The organism is Paenarthrobacter sp. C1 (genome assembly GCF_049315185.1).
In the GTDB taxonomy this organism is placed as follows: domain Bacteria; phylum Actinomycetota; class Actinomycetes; order Actinomycetales; family Micrococcaceae; genus Arthrobacter; species Arthrobacter nicotinovorans.
This window is the reverse complement of record NZ_CP186052.1, coordinates 2,590,409-2,608,072: the sequence shown is the minus strand read 5'-3', so window position 1 is coordinate 2,608,072 and position 17,664 is coordinate 2,590,409. Positions and strand designations below refer to the sequence as shown.

16 protein-coding genes, 2 tRNA genes and 1 riboswitch are annotated in these 17,664 nt (G+C 63.1%); of the genes, 15 read left to right on the top strand and 3 right to left on the bottom strand.

Going from position 1 to position 17,664, the window contains the following annotated elements:
• Positions 1–54 precede the first annotated feature (54 nt).
• Positions 55–474: a nucleoside-diphosphate kinase gene (gene ndk / locus ACNAOU_RS12180; RefSeq protein WP_018777822.1), complete on the top strand. Its 420-nt coding sequence runs from the start codon at positions 55–57 to the stop codon at positions 472–474.
• Between the two features lie 77 nt (positions 475–551).
• Here the strand turns inward: ndk and ACNAOU_RS12175 are convergent, their stop codons facing one another.
• Positions 552–1,223, bottom strand: a complete 672-nt coding sequence (locus ACNAOU_RS12175; RefSeq protein WP_422757029.1) for a vitamin K epoxide reductase family protein — start codon at positions 1,221–1,223, stop codon at positions 552–554.
• A 470-nt stretch (positions 1,224–1,693) separates the two neighbouring features.
• Here ACNAOU_RS12175 and ACNAOU_RS12170 point away from each other — a divergent pair, with 470 nt between their 5' ends.
• The 12 genes from ACNAOU_RS12170 to ACNAOU_RS12115 all read left to right on the top strand — a co-directional run bounded on the left by ACNAOU_RS12170 (position 1,694) and on the right by ACNAOU_RS12115 (position 14,693).
• On the top strand, positions 1,694–4,840 hold the full coding sequence (locus tag ACNAOU_RS12170) for an Rne/Rng family ribonuclease (RefSeq protein ID WP_422757028.1): 3,147 nt from the start codon (positions 1,694–1,696) through the stop codon (positions 4,838–4,840).
• Positions 4,841–4,926: 86 nt separating this feature from the next.
• Positions 4,927–5,025, top strand: a riboswitch (TPP riboswitch).
• Positions 5,016–6,551, top strand: a complete 1,536-nt coding sequence (thiD, locus tag ACNAOU_RS12165; RefSeq protein WP_422757027.1) for a bifunctional hydroxymethylpyrimidine kinase/phosphomethylpyrimidine kinase — start codon at positions 5,016–5,018, stop codon at positions 6,549–6,551. It overlaps the preceding riboswitch by 10 nt.
• A 370-nt stretch (positions 6,552–6,921) precedes the next feature.
• Positions 6,922–7,230 (top strand): 50S ribosomal protein L21, encoded by a 309-nt coding sequence (gene rplU / locus ACNAOU_RS12160; protein WP_018777818.1) that lies wholly within the window; start codon positions 6,922–6,924, stop codon positions 7,228–7,230.
• Positions 7,231–7,292: 62 nt separating this feature from the next.
• Positions 7,293–7,556, top strand: a complete 264-nt coding sequence (rpmA, locus tag ACNAOU_RS12155) for a 50S ribosomal protein L27 (RefSeq protein WP_003803426.1) — start codon at positions 7,293–7,295, stop codon at positions 7,554–7,556.
• 136 nt (positions 7,557–7,692) lie between these two features.
• On the top strand, positions 7,693–9,279 hold the full coding sequence (gene obgE, locus ACNAOU_RS12150; protein WP_018777817.1) for a GTPase ObgE: 1,587 nt from the start codon (positions 7,693–7,695) through the stop codon (positions 9,277–9,279).
• Complete coding sequence (proB, locus tag ACNAOU_RS12145) at positions 9,269–10,450, top strand: glutamate 5-kinase (RefSeq protein WP_018777816.1); 1,182 nt, start codon at positions 9,269–9,271, stop codon at positions 10,448–10,450. Before obgE ends, proB begins: the two co-directional genes overlap by 11 nt.
• A complete protein-coding gene (locus tag ACNAOU_RS12140) occupies positions 10,447–11,811 on the top strand; it encodes a glutamate-5-semialdehyde dehydrogenase (RefSeq protein WP_055976052.1) in 1,365 nt (454 codons plus the stop codon). Before proB ends, ACNAOU_RS12140 begins: the two co-directional genes overlap by 4 nt.
• Before the next feature lie 82 nt (positions 11,812–11,893).
• Positions 11,894–12,133: a hypothetical protein gene (locus ACNAOU_RS12135; protein ID WP_018777814.1), complete on the top strand. Its 240-nt coding sequence runs from the start codon at positions 11,894–11,896 to the stop codon at positions 12,131–12,133.
• A 55-nt stretch (positions 12,134–12,188) separates the two neighbouring features.
• Positions 12,189–12,812, top strand: coding sequence for a nicotinate-nucleotide adenylyltransferase (gene nadD / locus ACNAOU_RS12130; RefSeq protein ID WP_018777813.1), 624 nt, complete (start codon positions 12,189–12,191; stop codon positions 12,810–12,812).
• A gap of 9 nt (positions 12,813–12,821) precedes the next feature.
• Complete coding sequence (locus tag ACNAOU_RS12125) at positions 12,822–14,042, top strand: hypothetical protein (protein ID WP_422757026.1); 1,221 nt, start codon at positions 12,822–12,824, stop codon at positions 14,040–14,042.
• A gap of 57 nt (positions 14,043–14,099) precedes the next feature.
• Positions 14,100–14,504, top strand: a complete 405-nt coding sequence (gene rsfS / locus ACNAOU_RS12120; protein ID WP_018777811.1) for a ribosome silencing factor — start codon at positions 14,100–14,102, stop codon at positions 14,502–14,504.
• Positions 14,505–14,620: 116 nt separating this feature from the next.
• Positions 14,621–14,693 (top strand) — tRNA-Ala (locus tag ACNAOU_RS12115).
• A 125-nt stretch (positions 14,694–14,818) separates the two neighbouring features.
• On the opposite strand, the gene ACNAOU_RS12110 is transcribed toward ACNAOU_RS12115, so the two are convergent.
• On the bottom strand, positions 14,819–15,418 hold the full coding sequence (locus ACNAOU_RS12110; protein WP_018777810.1) for a ScbR family autoregulator-binding transcription factor: 600 nt from the start codon (positions 15,416–15,418) through the stop codon (positions 14,819–14,821).
• 360 nt (positions 15,419–15,778) lie between these two features.
• Here ACNAOU_RS12110 and ACNAOU_RS12105 point away from each other — a divergent pair.
• Positions 15,779–15,851 (top strand) — tRNA-Ala (locus tag ACNAOU_RS12105).
• Between the two features lie 75 nt (positions 15,852–15,926).
• Here the strand turns inward: ACNAOU_RS12105 and ACNAOU_RS12100 are convergent.
• Positions 15,927–16,304, bottom strand: coding sequence for a cupin domain-containing protein (locus ACNAOU_RS12100; protein WP_018777809.1), 378 nt, complete (start codon positions 16,302–16,304; stop codon positions 15,927–15,929).
• A 263-nt stretch (positions 16,305–16,567) separates the two neighbouring features.
• Here ACNAOU_RS12100 and ACNAOU_RS12095 point away from each other — a divergent pair, with 263 nt between their 5' ends.
• Positions 16,568–17,653: a class I SAM-dependent methyltransferase gene (locus ACNAOU_RS12095; RefSeq protein ID WP_422757024.1), complete on the top strand. Its 1,086-nt coding sequence runs from the start codon at positions 16,568–16,570 to the stop codon at positions 17,651–17,653.
• Positions 17,654–17,664 lie beyond the last annotated feature (11 nt).

Genomic DNA, 17,664 nt, shown 5'->3' with positions numbered 1-17,664 from the left:
TGGCTGGGAAAACCACCGAACGTAAGTCACTGAACACATCACATTGGAGCAACTGTGAGCATTGAACGGACCCTCGTCCTGGTCAAGCCCGACGGCGTCGCCCGCAACCTGGGCGGGAGCATCCTCGCCCGCATTGAGGCCAAGGGCTACACCCTGGCCGAACTGAAGAAGGTCAACGCCACCCGTGAGCTGCTGGAGCAGCACTACGAGGAACACGTGGGCAAGCCCTTCTACGAGCCGCTGGTTGAGTTCATGCTGAGCGGACCGGTCATCGCTGCCGTCTTCGAGGGCCACCGCGTCATCGAAGGCTTCCGCTCACTGGCCGGAACGACGGATCCGACGACGGCGGCTCCGGGCACCATCCGTGGCGACTTCGGCCGCGACTGGGGCCTGGCGGTCCAGCAGAACCTCGTCCACGGCTCCGACTCCGTTGAATCGGCTGAGCGAGAGATCAAGATCTGGTTCGCCGGCTAACCACGCCGCACCGACCTGACAGCTAAGGCCAATGTTCGAGTCGAACATTGGCCTTAGCTGTCACCCCGCGGAGGGGTTTAGTAGCCGGACGTCCCAGCGAAAACGTGGATGAAGGCGAAGAAGATCGTGGCGATGACCGCGACATACAGCAGGGCCACAATGATCCACCCGGAATCGCCCAGCAACTTGGTCAAGCCCGGCGGTGCCTTGATGACGCCGTGGGAGATGTTCCGGATGGTCACCCAGACAAAGAGGGGGATCATGACGGCCCACACCACCATGCAGAACGGGCACAGTACATTGATGACGTACAGGGCCTGGGACCACAGCCAGACAACGAACACGAAACCGAGGGTCACGCCCGCCTGCAGTCCAAGCCAGTAGCCGCGCGAGAACCTGGCGCCGGCGAGAAGGCCCATGGCCGTGGTGATGATGACGGCAAAGGCCACAATGCCGATGAACATGTTGGGGAATCCGAACACGGAGCTCTGTGGTGTTTGCATCACGGCGCCGCAGGAAATCCACGGGTTCACATCGCAGACCGTTACATGGTTGGGGTCCTTGAGGACTTCCAGTTTCTCCAGGACCAACGCCCCGGACGCCAGCCAACCGATGACGCCGGTGACCAGGAGGAGCCAGGCGAAGGGCTTGTCGCGGACAGTCCTCGGCAACTTCTCCTGTTGAGCGGACGACTCTCCCGCAGCGGTGGAGGTATTGATGGCCAGGTTTTCCCTGGCGGTGCTCGGCATCGCGGATCGGATCCTTTTCGACGTTGTGCCCCGGCGGGCCGGGAAGGGTTCTTGGGAGGATTCTAACGCCGCTGGCTGTGGGCGGCGCCCAGATTGTGCCGATCCGGACGACACAGCGTCCTAACGGGCGATGTCGCGCGGGTGTGAGAGAATGAACATGGCTGGAAGCCGACCCACATTCGGATTCCGGTCCGGTGACTTGTTCCCAAGACCGCCAGTATGAGCTGGGCATGCCCGGATCACGTCGATCCTCGGTAGGCCCGCCATAACAATGGACGGCACCTGGTTGTGGCAGCAGAACAACGGGTTTCAGAACTAAGCCGCCGGCCTTCCAGGGCTGCCGCACCCCAATGATGGTGCGAACCGGAAGGCATACTACCGACTTCTGTCAACGCCTGCGGGTTTTGACAATATTTGCCCCTCTGGGCGCCGGATGTGGCGGTGTCGCTGGGGCAGGAGTGTTGCCACATATGGATAATGACCAGGTTGTAGCCGTTAATGATGAGGCAGCTCCCGCGGAAACTGCGGAAGCGCCCAAGAAAACCACCCGGACCCGGCGCAAGGCTGCGCCCAAGGCAGTTGCTGAGGTAGAGGCAACCGAGGCCCCTGCCACTGGGACGCCCGCAGTTGCGGAAACTCCCGAGGCTGACGCCAAGCCCGTACGCCGCACCCGGTCCCGCAAAAAGGTTGAGCCAACCGAGCCCTTGCCCGGCCTCGGCGATGAAACCGCCGCAGGCCAGGAGCCTGCTGCCGAAACCCAGCCCGAAGCCGTCCCTGAAGCTGCCCCCGAAAAGCCGGTCCGCCGTCGTCGTGCTGCCAAGCCCAAGGTGGAGGCAGAAGAGACGCCCGCAGCTGCTGAAGTTGTTGAAGAAACCACGACGCCGGAGGCCGGCACCCAGCCGGAAGAACCTGCCGCTGAGGAAGAGGCTCCGGCCGAGGAAGCTGCTCCTGCCGCTGCCACCTCGCTGTTCATGGAGCCGGTTTCCATCACGTCGATGATCTTCCAGGCCCCTGACCTCACCACTGTCCCGCGCGTTGCGGCCGTGGAAGAGACGGACGACGAGCCGGAAGACGACGCTGAAGCAGCCGCAGACGGTGAGCTGGACGAGGGTGGCAGTCGTCGCCGTCGCCGGAGCCGTGGCCGCCGCGGGCGCCGTGGCACTGAACGCGACGAGAACGACACCGAAGACAGCAATGACTCCGGCGACGAAGAAGCTCCCGCAGCTGAAGCCCTCGAGGAAGGCGTCACGTCGCGTCGCCGTCGTCGTCGGCGTCGTGGAGACCAGGACCTTGAACTGACGGGCGGCTCGGATGACGACCCGCCCAACACGGTAACCCGCGTTCGCGCCCCCCGGCCCATCACGGAAACGGCTCCTTCCAACCGGGTCGCCAGCGTCAAGGGCTCCACCCGGCTCGAGGCCAAGAAGCAGCGTCGCCGCGAGTCCCGCGAGACCGGACGTCGCCGCCAGGTGATTACCGAAGCCGAGTTCCTGGCACGCCGCGAATCCGTGGACCGGCAAATGATCGTCCGCCAGCGCGACGACAGAATCCAGATCGCAGTCCTTGAAGATGGCGTCCTGGCCGAGCACTTCGTGTCCAAGACGCAGCAGGACTCCCTGATCGGCAACGTCTATCTCGGCAAGGTCCAGAACGTCCTGCCATCCATGGAAGCTGCATTCGTTGATATCGGACGCGGCCGCAATGCGGTGTTGTACGCCGGTGAAGTCAACTGGGATGCAGTGAACCTGGAGGGCCAGCCGCGCCGGATCGAGAATGCGCTGAAGTCCGGCGACTCCGTCCTGGTCCAGGTGACCAAGGATCCGGTGGGTCACAAGGGTGCCCGCCTCACAAGCCAGATCTCACTTCCGGGCCGCTACCTTGTGTACGTGCCGGGTGGATCCATGACCGGCATCTCGCGCAAGCTGCCCGACGTCGAACGCAACCGCCTCAAGCGGATCCTGAAGGACCGCCTGCCGGAAAACGCCGGAGTTATCGTCCGTACGGCCGCTGAAGGTGCCTCGGAAGAAGAACTGACCCACGACATCAACCGTCTGCGCGCGCAGTGGGAAGGTATCGAAGGGCAAGCTTCCTCCACCAAGGTGCTGGCACCGGAACTGCTTTACGGCGAACCGGACCTCACCATCAAGGTTGTCCGTGACGTCTTCAACGAGGACTTCTCCAAGCTGATCGTCTCCGGTGACGACGCCTGGGACACCATCGAGGCTTATGTAACCTATGTTGCCCCCGACCTCGTGGGCCGCCTTGAAAAATGGACCAAGGATCAAGACATCTTCGCTGCCTGGCGCATCGATGAGCAGATCCACAAGGCTCTGGAACGCAAGGTCTTCCTGCCGTCCGGTGGCTCGCTGGTCATTGACCGCACCGAAGCCATGACGGTGGTGGACGTCAACACAGGTAAGTTCACCGGCAGTGGTGGAAACCTGGAAGAGACAGTTACCAAGAACAACCTTGAAGCTGCCGAGGAAGTCGTTCGCCAGCTTCGCCTGCGTGACATCGGCGGCATCATCGTCATCGACTTCATCGACATGGTCCTGGAATCCAACCGCGACCTCGTTCTCCGCCGCATGGTGGAGTGCCTGGGCCGCGACCGTACCAAGCACCAGGTTGCTGAAGTAACGTCACTGGGCCTTGTCCAGATGACCCGCAAGCGCATGGGCACCGGTCTCCTTGAAGTCTTCGGTGAGCAGTGCGAGCACTGCGCAGGCCGCGGTGTCGTGACGCATGACGAGCCCGTGGAGCACCGCCGCGCCAACACCGTGGCAGCCGAGCAGCACCGTCCGCACACCGAGGCACAGCAGTCCACGGCCCGCACCGAGCGCAAGCGTCGCCGCGGCAAGGGCGGCGCCCAGGGAACGGTCGAAGCACCGGCCCAGGTCCATTCGACGCCGTCCGCCCCTGTTGCGGCACCGGCAGCACACCCGGAAGCCCAGGACCCTGCCCGTCAGGCAAAGGCCGAAGCAACCCGGGCTGCACTGGCGACGATTGCAGCGGCCGCGCATGCCGCCCACCTTCACGATGACGAGCTCCACAAGGCAGAGGAGCAAACCCGGGCGGCCGGGGAGCATGGTCCCGACGCCGGTTCAGTCTCCGCTGCCCCGACGGCCCAGGAAGCCGCGGCACACGACGCCGCTGTCCGCGAAGGCCGGGCCACTCCAGTGCTGCGTTTTGGCGGCGAAGAGGTTGCCTTGCCTTTCGTTGAACACCACGATGAGCCGCAGGCAGCCCGGCCGGCCATGAGCCTGGACCGCCTGGCCGAAGCTTTCTCGCACCTTGGCGCGGCACCGTCGCCTGAGGACCAGAAAGCCAAGGAAGCTGTCGAAGCCCCGAAGGCTGCGAACACCCCGACGACTGAAGCTCCGGCTCCGGCCGCCGACGAAGCCCCCTCAGCATCGCGGGGTCGTCGTAGCCGCCGGAACCGCAGTGCAAGCAGGGCCCAAGGCGCGGCCAACGAGACCAGTGTTGAGCACCACGACGTGACCGCTACGGCCGCGAAGGGATCGGCGCACGAGTCCAAGGCGCCTGCGGAGCCGGTCAGGAAAGCGGCCCCGGACGAACCCATCATCCTGGGCGTCGGCGTACCGGCCTCCGAACTCTAACCGTTTGTGACCGCACCAAGGCCCCGCAGTTCCGCTACCAGCGGCAATTGCGGGGCCTTTTGCTGTCTGCCGGTGCGCTAGGCTGGGGGACTGACACGGGGTGCCAGGCGATGGGCCAGGCTGAGATCCAAACCCGTTGAACCTGTCCGGTTAGCACCGGCGAAGGGATGTCCTCATGGCCGCATTGTCATCTTCCGCTGTTTATCCGCTGGCGGAGGACCGCAGACGAACCCCCCGGGTACTTAGCATCGCGGGCTCCGACCCGTCCGGAGGAGCCGGAATCCAGGCTGATTTGAAGAGCATCGCCGCCCACGGTGGATATGGCATGGCTGCCATTACGGCTTTGACGGCCCAGAACACCCTGGGTGTCAGCGGTGTGCACGTACCACCCGTGGAGTTCCTGCGCCAGCAACTGGACGCCGTCAGTACCGATATCGTCATCGACGCGGTGAAGATCGGGATGCTCGGCGACGCGGCTGTTATTGACGAGGTGCGCAGTTGGCTCGAATCGGTGCGCCCCGCCGTCGTGGTTCTTGATCCCGTGATGGTGGCCACCAGCGGTGACCGCCTGCTGACCGAATCCGCAGGGGAGGCCCTTCGTTCCCTGCTTCCATTGGCGGACCTGATCACGCCGAACCTGCCCGAGCTTGCCATTTTGCTGGGGGAAACCGAGGCTGCTGATTGGGCATCGGCATTGGAGCAGGGCAAGCGACTGGCAGCTGAGTGCGGAAACACGGTCTTGGTCAAGGGCGGTCATCTGGCCGGCTCGGAATGCCCCGATGCCTTGATCAACACCAGCGGGCTGTTGCGGCAGGACGTCATCGAAGTGGCAGGTCCAAGGATTGCGACCCGGAACAGCCATGGCACTGGATGCTCGTTGTCGTCCGCCTTGGCTACCGTCCAGGCGCGCACGGGCGACTGGGAGGCCTCACTGCGCGAAGCGAAACCGTGGCTGCTCCAGGCCCTGAGGAGCGCAGGGGAGCTGGAAGTGGGCCGGGGCAACGGGCCTGTGGACCACTTCCACCACCAGCGCGTCCTCCAGCCTGGCGGATTTGCTGCCACTTTGTGGAAGGAAGCCATCCCGGAGCTTGAAAAAATCCACGGCCTCAACTTCATCCAGGAACTGCAGTCGGGGCATTTGCCGGAGCCGGCGTTCAGCTACTACCTTGCGCAGGACGCCATCTATCTCAATGGCTATTCCAGGGTCCTTGCCCGTGCAGGTGCGTTGGCGCCCACCGAGGAAGAACAGCTGTTCTGGGCCAAGAGCTCACGGCAGTGCCTGGAAGTTGAATCGGAACTGCACAGGAACTGGTTGAGCTCCCGTGAGGCTTCGGGCGTCACTGGACCGGTCACCAAAGCCTATGTGGACCATCTGCTGGCAACGTCGGCATCCGGCAGCTATGCGGTGGTCCTCGCGGCGATCCTGCCCTGCTACTGGTTGTATGCGGAAGTGGGTCAAAAGCTCCACGCCGCGTTCGTCGATGCCGGGGCCTCCGGCGGGCATCCCTATGCGGACTGGCTGCGGACGTACGCCGACGAGGACTTTGCCTCCGCCACAAGGATGGCGATCAACTTCACAGACGCGGCGGCCGTTGCCGCTTCCGGGCGTGAACGTGCGGAGATGCTTGAGGCTTTCAGGCAGTCCTGCCGCTACGAGACGGCGTTCTTTGATGCTCCGCGGCTCTACGCCCAGGGTGGCCCGGCCTGTTGAATCGGGACTGAACCGGGATGAAAAGCATGGCTTGTCCCGCGCGTCGCGGGCGTGATCACGTTAATCGCCGCCAAACCCTGTAGGCTGTATGGGCACGGTGCCGGGAGAGTCCGTTACACCTCGTGATGCAAGTCACGGGGTAGCCTCCGGTCCCGGCCTCATTTGCAGCTGAGGGTCAAACTAGCGTAATCTTGATCTTCGGTGCTTACGCCAACACTTGGGTTATGCCCCTTGGAATTGTTCATGGGATGACTCGCGGACTTCGAACAGAAGTCCACGGCGTTGAGGCACAGCGCGAACCAAGCCTGATTCCGGTGACAGGTTCCGCACGCAAATTTAGTTATAAACGTCGAGAGAAGTGAGTACCCAAGTGGTGTACGCGATTGTCCGCGCAGGCGGCCGCCAAGAAAAAGTTTCCGTTGGAGACTACGTAACGCTTAACCGCGTCCCCGGTGGAGCCGGTAGCACGCTTGAGCTGCCCGCCTTGCTCCTGGTTGACGGCGACAAGGTCACCTCCGCAGCAGCGGAACTGGCCAACGTCAAGGTTACGGCTGAGATCCTCGAAGACCTCCGTGGTCCGAAGATCGTCATCCAGAAGTTCAAGAACAAGACCGGCTACCGGAAGCGTCAGGGTCACCGTCAGGAACTGACCAAGATCAAGATCACCAGCATCGCGTAACTTTCGTTACCCGCTGTTCAGGTTTTTCAGTTTCCCCAGAAATTTAGAGGCAGGCATTTCACATGGCACACAAAAAAGGCGCGAGTTCCACTCGCAACGGTCGTGACTCCAACGCACAGTACCTGGGCGTCAAGCGCTTCGGTGGTCAGGTAGTCTCCGCCGGCGAAATCATCGTTCGCCAGCGCGGCACCCACTTCCACCCGGGTGCAGGCGTCGGTCGCGGTGGCGACGACACCCTGTTCGCCCTGCAGGCCGGTGCGGTTGAGTTTGGTACTCGCCGCGGCCGTCGCGTAGTGAACATCGTTGCTGCTGCAGCTGCAGAGTAACAACAAGTTCTGAACCGGTGGAGCGGGCCAAGCGGCCCGCTCCACCGTTCTTTTAACCGCATTACAATCGACTAGGGCGCCCTCAGGCGCGCTGGTTTTTGCAACAGCGCTGGCAACAGCAATAGAGGAGATCCACGTGGCGAGCTTTGTAGACCGGGTAGTCCTGCACGTATCCGGCGGAACCGGCGGCCACGGCTGTGTCTCCGTTAAGCGGGAAAAGTTCAAGCCGCTCGGCGGTCCCGACGGCGGCAACGGCGGCAACGGCGGCGACGTCATCCTCCGCGTGTCAGCCCAGACCACCACTTTGCTTGATTACCACCACGCACCCCACAGGCACGCCACCAATGGTGGCCCCGGCATGGGCGACTGGCGTGGAGGCAAGAACGGCGAGACCCTGATTCTTCCGGTCCCTGACGGCACCGTGGTCAAGACCAAGGACGGCGAAGTCCTGGCAGACCTGGTGGGCGAGGGTACTGAATACATTGCGGCCGCCGGCGGCCAGGGCGGCCTCGGCAACGCTTCCCTTTCTTCGCAAAAGCGACGCGCCCCGGGCTTTGCGCTCCTCGGCATCGAAGGCGAATCCAGTGACATCGTCCTGGAACTGAAGTCCATTGCCGATATTGCCTTGGTCGGCTTCCCCTCCGCGGGCAAGTCCAGCTTGATTGCTGCCATGTCCGCTGCCCGGCCGAAGATCGCCGACTACCCGTTCACCACCCTCATCCCCAACCTGGGCGTGGTCCAGGCCGGAGACGTCCGCTTCACCATTGCCGACGTTCCGGGCCTCATCGAAGGCGCCAGCGAGGGCAAGGGCCTTGGTCATAACTTCCTCCGCCACGTGGAGCGCTGTGCTGCCCTGGTCCACGTGCTTGACTGCGGAACCCTGGAATCGGACCGCGATCCGCTCTCCGACCTCGCCATCATTGAGGCCGAACTGGAGAAGTACGCCGTCGATATGAGCTACGCCGGCGTTGACGGTGAAGTTGTCCCGTTGAACGAGCGACCCAAGCTGGTAGTCCTGAACAAGGTCGACCTCCCCGACGGCAAGGATATGGCCGAGTTCGTACGTCCGGACCTGGAGGCGCGGGGCTACCGTGTCTTCGAAGTGTCGGCAACCAGCCACGAAGGCTTGCGCCAGCTCGGCTTTGCCATGGCAGAAATCGTCAAGGCTGCACGCGACGCCGTCCAGGCTGCACCCCCCAAGGTGGCTCCGCCGGTCCTTCGCCCGCGCGCCGTCAACGAGTCCGGTTTCAAGATCCGTCGTGAAGAGAAGAACCTCGAGCCGCTGTTCCGCGTACTGGGAGAAAAGCCCGTGCGCTGGGTCAAGCAGACCGACTTCACGAACGAGGAAGCCATCGGCTACCTTGCAGACCGCCTCGCCAAGCTTGGTGTTGAGACGGAGCTGTTCAAGGTTGGCGCCAAGCCCGGCGATACCGTCGTCATTGGCGAGGATGACGGCGTCGTCTTCGACTGGGAGCCCACCATGATGGCCGGTGCCGAACTTTTGGCCACTCCGCGAGGCACCGATATCCGTGTTGCTGACATCGGTGACCGTCCCACGCGTTCGCAGAAGCGCGAAGAGCAGATCGAGCGCCGCGAGGCCAAGGCTGCTGCGCGCGCCGAACTCGAAGCCGAGCGCAAGGCGGGCATCTGGACAGAGTCCGTCAGCGGGCGCCGTGCCCAGACGGTGAGGGAAAGCACCCTGGATTCCGGTGATGACGACTAGGACCATTGACGTTTCCGAGGACGCTGCCGGGCTGGAACGCCAGGGGATAGCCACCGCCAAACGGATCGTGGTCAAGGTGGGTTCATCCTCCTTGACCAGCATCAAGGGTGGCATCTCCGAGAAGTCCTTGACGCAACTCGTCAACGCACTCGCCGGAAAGCGAAATGCCGGAACCGAGATTATCCTCGTTTCTTCGGGCGCCATTGCGGCCGGGCTGGCACCGTTGGGCCTGGCAAAGCGGCCCAAGGATCTTGCCACCCAGCAGGCGGCAGCAAGTGTTGGCCAGGGTCTCCTGATGGCCCGCTACACGCAGGCGTTCAATGCACACGGGGTAACTGTGAGCCAGGTCCTACTGACCGCCGATGACCTCATGCGCCGGACCCAGCACACCAATGCCTTCCGGGCCTTGGACCGGCTGCTGAATCTTGGCGTGGTGCCTGTGGTCAATGAGAACGACACCGTGGCAACCCATGAAATCCGTTTTGGCGACAACGACCGCTTGGCTGCCTTGGTGGCGCACTTGGTCCGCGCCGATGCGCTGGTGCTGCTGTCCGACGTCGACGCCGTTTATGACGGTCCGCCGTCCCAAGGCGCCCGGCGCATCCCGCTGGTGCGCGGACCCCAGGACCTGGAGGACGTCACCATCGGCAAGGCCGGCAAGGCCGGTGTCGGAACGGGCGGCATGATGACCAAGGTCGAGGCCGCGTCGATTGCCGCAAGTTCCGGGATACATGCTTTGGTCACCTCCACGGCCAATGCCGCAGCGGCACTGGCGGGGGAGGACGTGGGAACCTGGTTCGCCGTGAACGGCAACCGCAAACCCGTCCGCCTCTTGTGGCTCGCGCACCTGGCGACGGTGCAGGGACGTTTGGTGCTCGACGACGGCGCCGTCAAGGCTGTGCGCGACAGGCACCGCTCATTGCTTCCCGCCGGCATCTCGGAGGTCGGGGGCGAATTCGAAGCTGGTGATCCGGTGGAGATGGTGGCATTGGACGGAAGCATCGTGGCCCGTGGCTTGGTGAACTACTCGTCGGAGGAACTTCCCCGCATGCTGGGCCGCACTACCCAGGAGCTTGGTCAGTCGCTGGGACGGGGCTATGACCGCGAAGTTGTTCATGTTGACGATCTGGTGCTTCTGCGCGGGCCGCGCTCATCTAAACTGGGTGCATGACTGAAGCGCTGACCCCTGACGCCCCTGTGATTTCCGACGCTACCGGCACTGCCGGCACCGCGCCGGAGAACCCTGCGGCAGGACGCGTTCCATTGACTCCGGAGGAACTCGAAGCTGCTGTCCACGCCATTGCCGACCGTTCCCGGAAAGCAGCACGCCGTCTGGGACAGGCCAACCGTGCGTGGAAAGACCGTGCGCTTCGTGCAATCGGGGCAGCTTTGCTTGAGAACCGGAAGCATGTCCTTGAAGCCAATGCCAAGGATGTTGCCGTAGGCCGCGCCAACGGCACGTCTGCAGCTCTCCTGGACCGGCTCACTCTTACTCCGGAGCGCATCGACGGCCTGGTGGCCGCATTGGAGAACCTGGCCGGCTTGCCGGACCCCGTGGGCAACGTGGTCCGTGGGCAGACACTGCCTAACGGTCTGCGCCTGCGCCAGGTCAATGTGCCGATGGGTGTTGTTGCCGCCATCTACGAAGCGCGCCCCAACGTCACTGTGGATATTGCCGGCCTCGCCCTCAAGAGTGGCAACGCCGTGATCCTCCGCGGCGGTTCCGCTGCCGCGAACACCAACGAGGCCTTGGTCCGGATCCTGCGCGACGCCTTGGACTCGGTGGGACTTCCTGCTGATGCCGTGCAGACAGTTGACCAGTATGGCCGCGAAGGTGCCAATGTCCTGATGCGTGCCCGCGGGCGGGTGGACGTGCTCATTCCCCGGGGCGGACGCGAGCTTATCCAGACTGTCGTGACCAACTCCTCGGTGCCGGTTATCGAAACAGGTGAGGGCAATGTCCATATCTTCATTGATGAGTCGGCGGGTGAAGAGATGGCCGTGGAGATCCTCCTCAATGCCAAGACCCAACGTCCGAGTGTCTGCAATACCGTGGAGACACTCCTGGTGCATTCAGGGTCGACGGCCCTGCCCGCAGTAGCGGCCGCACTGCGCAAGGCAGGCGTGACACTTCACGTCGATGACAGGATCGCGGCTGCCCTGGGCAGCGCAGTTGAGACTGTTCCCGCGGACGACGACGACTGGGCCACTGAGTACATGGACCTCGACCTGGCTGTGGCCATGGTGGACAGCCTGGATGACGCGGTGAAGCACATCCGTAAGTGGACCACCGGGCACACAGAAGCCATCCTGACGAACAACCTCGCCAACGCGGAGAGGTTCATCGCCGAGATAGACTCTGCGGCTGTGATTGTCAACGCTTCAACACGGTTCACCGACGGCGGTGAGCTTGGGCTTGGTGCCGAGGTTGGTATCTCCACCCAGAAGCTCCACGCCCGAGGTCCCATGGGCCTCACCGAACTGACCACTACAAAGTGGATCGTGCAGGGTGAAGGCCAAGTCCGCAGCTAGCAACGCGGTAACATAGAACAGAAGTCCGGAACGGCGGGGAGTCCCGCCGTCGAAATCCTTTGAGAACCAACTAGGGGAGAAGATGCTGTTTCAGCAGATCGCCACGTCCATTGCCGCCGAGACAGAAGGCGGCCACGAGGAACTCGCCCCGCTGTGGGCCGAGCCGTGGGTCTTCGGCGTCTCGATGTTTGCCCTGCTGCTGGTTCTCATGTTCGTAACCCTGTCCTACACCAACCTGGGTAACCGCCACGAGGCAGTGGAGGAGCACGCTGACCCGCACCGCCAGCACCCGAACAAGCACACCCACGGCCAGGGCCACTAACATTATTGCCGCAACACCTCGCGGGGAGTCGGAGCGCAGGCTTCGGCTGGGCGTGATGGGTGGAACCTTCGACCCCATCCATCACGGCCACCTTGTGGCTGCAAGCGAAGTCGCAGCCAAGTTCGACCTCGACGAAGTTGTTTTCGTGCCCACCGGTCAACCGTGGCAGAAGTCGCACAAGCTGGTCAGTGAACCCGAACACAGGTACCTGATGACCGTTATCGCGACGGCATCAAACCCACGGTTTACTGTCAGCCGCGTTGACGTGGACCGGCCCGGCCCGACTTTCACCATCGATACTCTTCGGGATCTTCGGGCCCAGCGCCCCGACGCCGACCTCTTCTTCATCACCGGCGCGGATGCCCTGGCCCAGATCCTGTCCTGGAAAGACGTGGACGAGCTCTGGTCCTTGGCCCACTTTGTTGGGGTGACCCGCCCCGGACACGAGCTGAACGACCTCGGCCGGACTGACGACGTAAGCTTGCTCGAAGTCCCGGCCATGGCCATATCCTCCACGGATTGCCGTATCCGCGTGGGTGCAGGCAACCCGGTGTGGTACCTGGTCCCTGACGGTGTGGTGCAGTACATCGCAAAGTATGGACTGTATGCACCTGACGCTGTACCAGGAGAACTGTCGCCGGCACTATCCGGATCAGACGACCAAGCACGTACTGAATGAGTTTGTAAAATGAGCAGCCAGGAACAGCGACCCATCCGCAGCAGGCGTGAGCTTCGCCGTGCCCGGGAACAGAACCCGGAAGTCCAGGCGGAGCCAACGGCCCCGCAGGAGACAGAGCCTGCTGACGGTGCAGAGCGCTCCAACGGACGCAACCGTCGCGCGGCGGATGCGCCTGTGGATGCGGTGGGTGCTGCGGCCCAGGAACGCTCGTCCCAGATCCGGGCGCGTGACCGCGCCGCACTGCGCACCATCAAGGAGCTCGCCGATAAGGAAGAGCAACTCTCAGGTGGCGGTCCGCCCACCCGGCGCCAGCTTCGGCTTCAGCAGCTTCAGGCAGAAGTTGCCACGTCCATGAACCCGGTTGTTCCCATGCCCGGCGCCAAGCCGAAGGCTGCGGACAAAGACGGGGAAAATCCGCCGACGCGGGATGAGCCACAAGCGTCCCCACAGTCGAAAACACCGGCAGCCACCGGGTCTGGCGGTGTACCAGCGGCCGAATCAGAGATGTCCGTGGAACAGGCCCTTGCTGTTCGCGAACTGATTGCCGCGCAGGTCCAAAACCAGACTTCCAAGCTCGAACACATTGCCGAGCAGGATCCGCTTGCCGTTGATCCCGAGGTCCTGGCCCAGCAGATCGCCCTGGCCGAACGCGCCGCGGTGCTGAACAAGCGCGCTGCTGCCAAGCAAAAGCTGGCAGAGCAGAATCAGGCCGAACGGAACCAACCCGGGCAGAGCGGGCCTGGCCAGAACCAGCCCGGGCTGAACCATCCCGGGCAGGGCAAGGAGCCTTCTACATCGGCCGGTCCTTCGACGGCGAACAACCTCGCCATGGTGACTCCGTTGGAGTTCGTCAAGGTTCCCGGCGTCGAACGCCCGGTGATGAAGCGTCCCAGCACTACCTTTGTCCCGTTGGTCACCTCGTCCGGCCCCAAGCTTGATCCGGTACAGGCACCGGCGAAGGAACGTGCTCCGCGTGGGCGTGCGGGGGTTCTTGCCCGCGCCGAGGCGGTTGCCCGGTCATCCAGGAACAAAGCCACCTCCACGGCAGAAACAAGCGAAGAAACACAGCGGCCTCCTGTGTCTGCCAGTACCGCCTATGGACTGGATCCGCTGGATGCCAGTACTGCCGGCCTGGCCAGGGCCCAACGGAGCCGCTTGCTGCAATACGGCGTCCTGGCATTGGGCCTGGTTGCCCTGATCGTCGGCATCATCATGATTACCAGCGGATAGTTCCGCCCCAACGGCTCACGCCATTTCCCGGCCACGCGCCATAACTAGGAGTTCCCTTTGTCTGCACATGAACAATCCATCACCCTCGCCCGTCACGCTGCCCGTGCCGCGGCGGACAAGCTCGCAGAAGACATCGTCGCGCTGGATGTCAGCGAGCGTTTAGCGCTGACCGACGTCTTCCTGATCGCATCAGCTCCCACTGAGCGCCAGGTCAACGCAATCGTGGACGGGATCGAAGAGGAACTGCTAAAGCAGGACCTTCGGCCCGTGCGCCGCGAAGGCCGCTCCGAAGGCCGCTGGGTCCTCCTGGATTACGCCGACATTGTCATCCACGTCCAGCACGCGGAAGACCGCGTCTTCTATGCATTGGAGCGCCTCTGGAAGGACTGCCCCGTGGTAGATCTTGAACTCGGTGATGACGCTTCCGCCAAGGCTGCAACCTCGGAGGATTCCGAGGCCTAGGACGCTGCGGCAAGCGAATATGCCCGATTTGGAATTATCGGAAATGCTGTTCTAAGATATTTGAGTTGCTTCGGCGCGGATGGCTTCCAAAGCCAAGCGTGAAGCAGCAAGAATATGGGGCTGTGGCGCAGCTGGTAGCGCACCTGCATGGCATGCAGGGGGTCAGGGGTTCGAGTCCCCTCAGCTCCACCCTATGAGGCTCCGCTTCTCTTCCTGGATCATCCGGTGAGGGAGGCGGGGCCTTTTTCGTGCCCGGATTCCCGGCACGAAGCTGCCGACCCTGGGGTGGGCTGAAAGACCCGCCCGGTGCCGGGCTAGTCCGGTGAGCCCGGTCGGACGGGAGACAGGGCCGGCAGCATGAATTCCCACATTTGCTCTATGCGCTGCAGCACGTCGTCGCGTCCGGTCAGTACGTCGGAAACCAATTGGACGCCGGTGAAGGAGGCCACCAGGTACCGGCCGAAGGCGGCGGCATCCAGGTCCGCGCGGACCGCGCCCTCAACCTTGGCCTGTCCCAGGAGGCCCTCTACCGTGGCGATCCAGTCCTCGTAAGGCCCGGACACGTCTGCCTCGAACGCTGAAGCTTCAAAGGTAAGGCGTATACCGGCCCGGACGATCGGTTCGTCCAGGAGTTGCCGGCCAAACATCCTGCAGAGCGCGATGATCTTGTCCAACGCAGGTGCGCTGGTGCCCAGGATGTCGGAACCTGCTGCCAGGACCTTGGAATGTTGTTCTTCGATCACTGCAAGCGCCAGGTCCCGCTTGGACGTGAAGTGAAAGTACAGTGCCCCCTTTGTCACCTCGGCGTGCGCGATGATGTCAGCCAGGCTCGCCTTCGCATAACCGATCCCGGCGAAGACCGATGCCGCCCCTTCAATGACGGCCAGCCGGGTTTCCTGCGCGCGTTGCTGCATCCGTTGTGAGGACCTCTCATGGTGGGCTGGCGGCGGAAGTAGCCGCCGTCGGGATTTCACAACGCTATCACCGCGCAAGTGCGGAATGGCAGGGAAACCGACTGGACGGTTTTGTTTTCCGGCGCGGGGATCCTAGACTCCTTGGAGCACGTCATTTTGGGAGACTCCGCACGGCCCGTTTTTGGGGGGAGGTGCAGTGGTTCGTTCCACGCACCTCGGTCGTGCGGGTCTCCCGGAGGACGGGCGCCCGGCGTGATGCACCTCACCTTCCGGCGATTTCTCTTCCGCTGGGATTGTGGTTAGTATTGACGAGTTGCTTCGACGGGAAGAGAAATACTTCCTGATGAAGTCAGCAAATCCGGGGCTGTGGCGCAGCTGGTAGCGCACCTGCATGGCATGCAGGGGGTCAGGGGTTCGAGTCCCCTCAGCTCCACTCCGGTAGAAAGACCCCGCTCAATCGAGCGGGGTCTTTTGCTTTCGGTCTGAACCGCAGCTCCAGCCCGGACGCCTACTTGAGGGCTTCGGCAAATTCGGCTCCGCTGACGAACTCGATGCCCTGGAATGGCTGATCTCCTACCACCCGGGCATTGTGTCCAGGAGGGATGGAGTAGGAGGACCCCGGGGAAATGCTGATCTTGCCGCCGTCGTTTGTTTCGACTTCCAAGGAACCGGAAACGCAGAACCCGACGTGGCTTAACTGGCACGAATCGGTGCCGGCGGCAGGCTTGATGCAGTCTGCCCACGTCCAGCCTGGTTCAAACGTCATACGGGCGATGGTGTAATCTCCCACAGTGACCAGGTCCACTACGGTTTTGTCCGCACGCCGGGTTTCGTCGGGAGAGTTGTGGGACTTTGCGTCCAGGTTCGTGACAACATTGACACTCATGGCTTCTCGCAAGGGAAAGTGGAGCCCAGTGACGGGTGGTCCCGGCGCCTGGCTCCTGGGGTCGCCGTGACGAATGCCGGCCACCTTCGGGGTCTTCTCACCGCGCGGAGGAGGACAGGTGTTTGCGTAGTGCCAGCTTAAGCTTCCTCCGAAGCACCCATAAAGTCGAGACGCCGGCAGCGGCCGGTTATTGAAGCAAAGAAAGCGGGAACCTCCTAGTGGCGGTATTGGATCTTGGGGCGCTCTTTGACTCATTGAGGAGGTTGCCGGACGTAGAGGCCGACAACTTGCAGGCCTACGACGCCACGGACAAGCTGCTCTTGGAAACCGCCGTCGAATTCAGCTCTCCCGATACCAGGATTGCCGTCATCGGCGACCGGTATGGTGCGTTGACCCTCGGCGCTTTGGCGGGGCTCGGCGTCGAACATGTCCGCGTCCACCAGGACCTTTTCTCCGGGAGGCTGGCCCTAAGGCGCAATGCGCAGGGGGCCGGTGCCGAGGGGAAATTCAGCCCGCTGGAGCTCGGCAGGGAACTGCTTGAGGATGCGGAGCTGGTGCTGCTGCAGTTGCCTAAAGCCCTGGCGGAGTTGGAGGAAATCGCCGACGCCGTTGCACGGTTTGCTGCCCCGGGTGCTGTTTTGCTCGCCGGTGGTCGCGTAAAGCACATGACAATCGGCATGAACAGTGTGCTGGAAAAGTACTTTGGCTCCGTCCAGCCACAGTTGGCCCGCCAAAAGTCCCGGGTCCTGGTGGCGCGGGACGCCAGGCCGGTCAATGCTGCCCCGCCCTTTCCTGTGGTTGAGCCCTTGCCCGAACTGGGAATCACCGTCAGTGCCCAAGGTGCAGTCTTTGCGGGGGCACGCCTTGATATTGGGACGCGCTATCTCCTGACATTCCTTGACCGCATGCCCCAGGCGCGGTGTGTGGTGGACCTGGGGTGCGGGACGGGTATCCTCGCCACCATGGTTGCCTCGCAGCAAAAGAAAGCACGGGTTATCGCCACCGACCAATCTTCCGCGGCCGCTGCCTCGGCAAGGGGCACCGCTATGGCAAACGGACTGGGGGAGCGGATCACCGTACTCCACGACGACGCCATGTCGTCGCTCCCCCCGGCCAGCGCCGATCTCATCTTGCTGAATCCTCCCTTCCACTTGGGCGCCAGCGTGCATGCCGGTGCCGCGATGCGGATGTTTGAAGCAGCCGCCCGCGTCCTGGCGCCGGGCGGGGAGTTGTGGACGGTGTACAACAGTCACCTGCGCTACCGGCCCACGCTTGAACGGCTGATCGGTCCCACCGTGGAAGAAGGCCGTAATCCAAAGTTCACGGTGACGCGCAGCAGGAAGCCTTGAGGGCTGTTCGT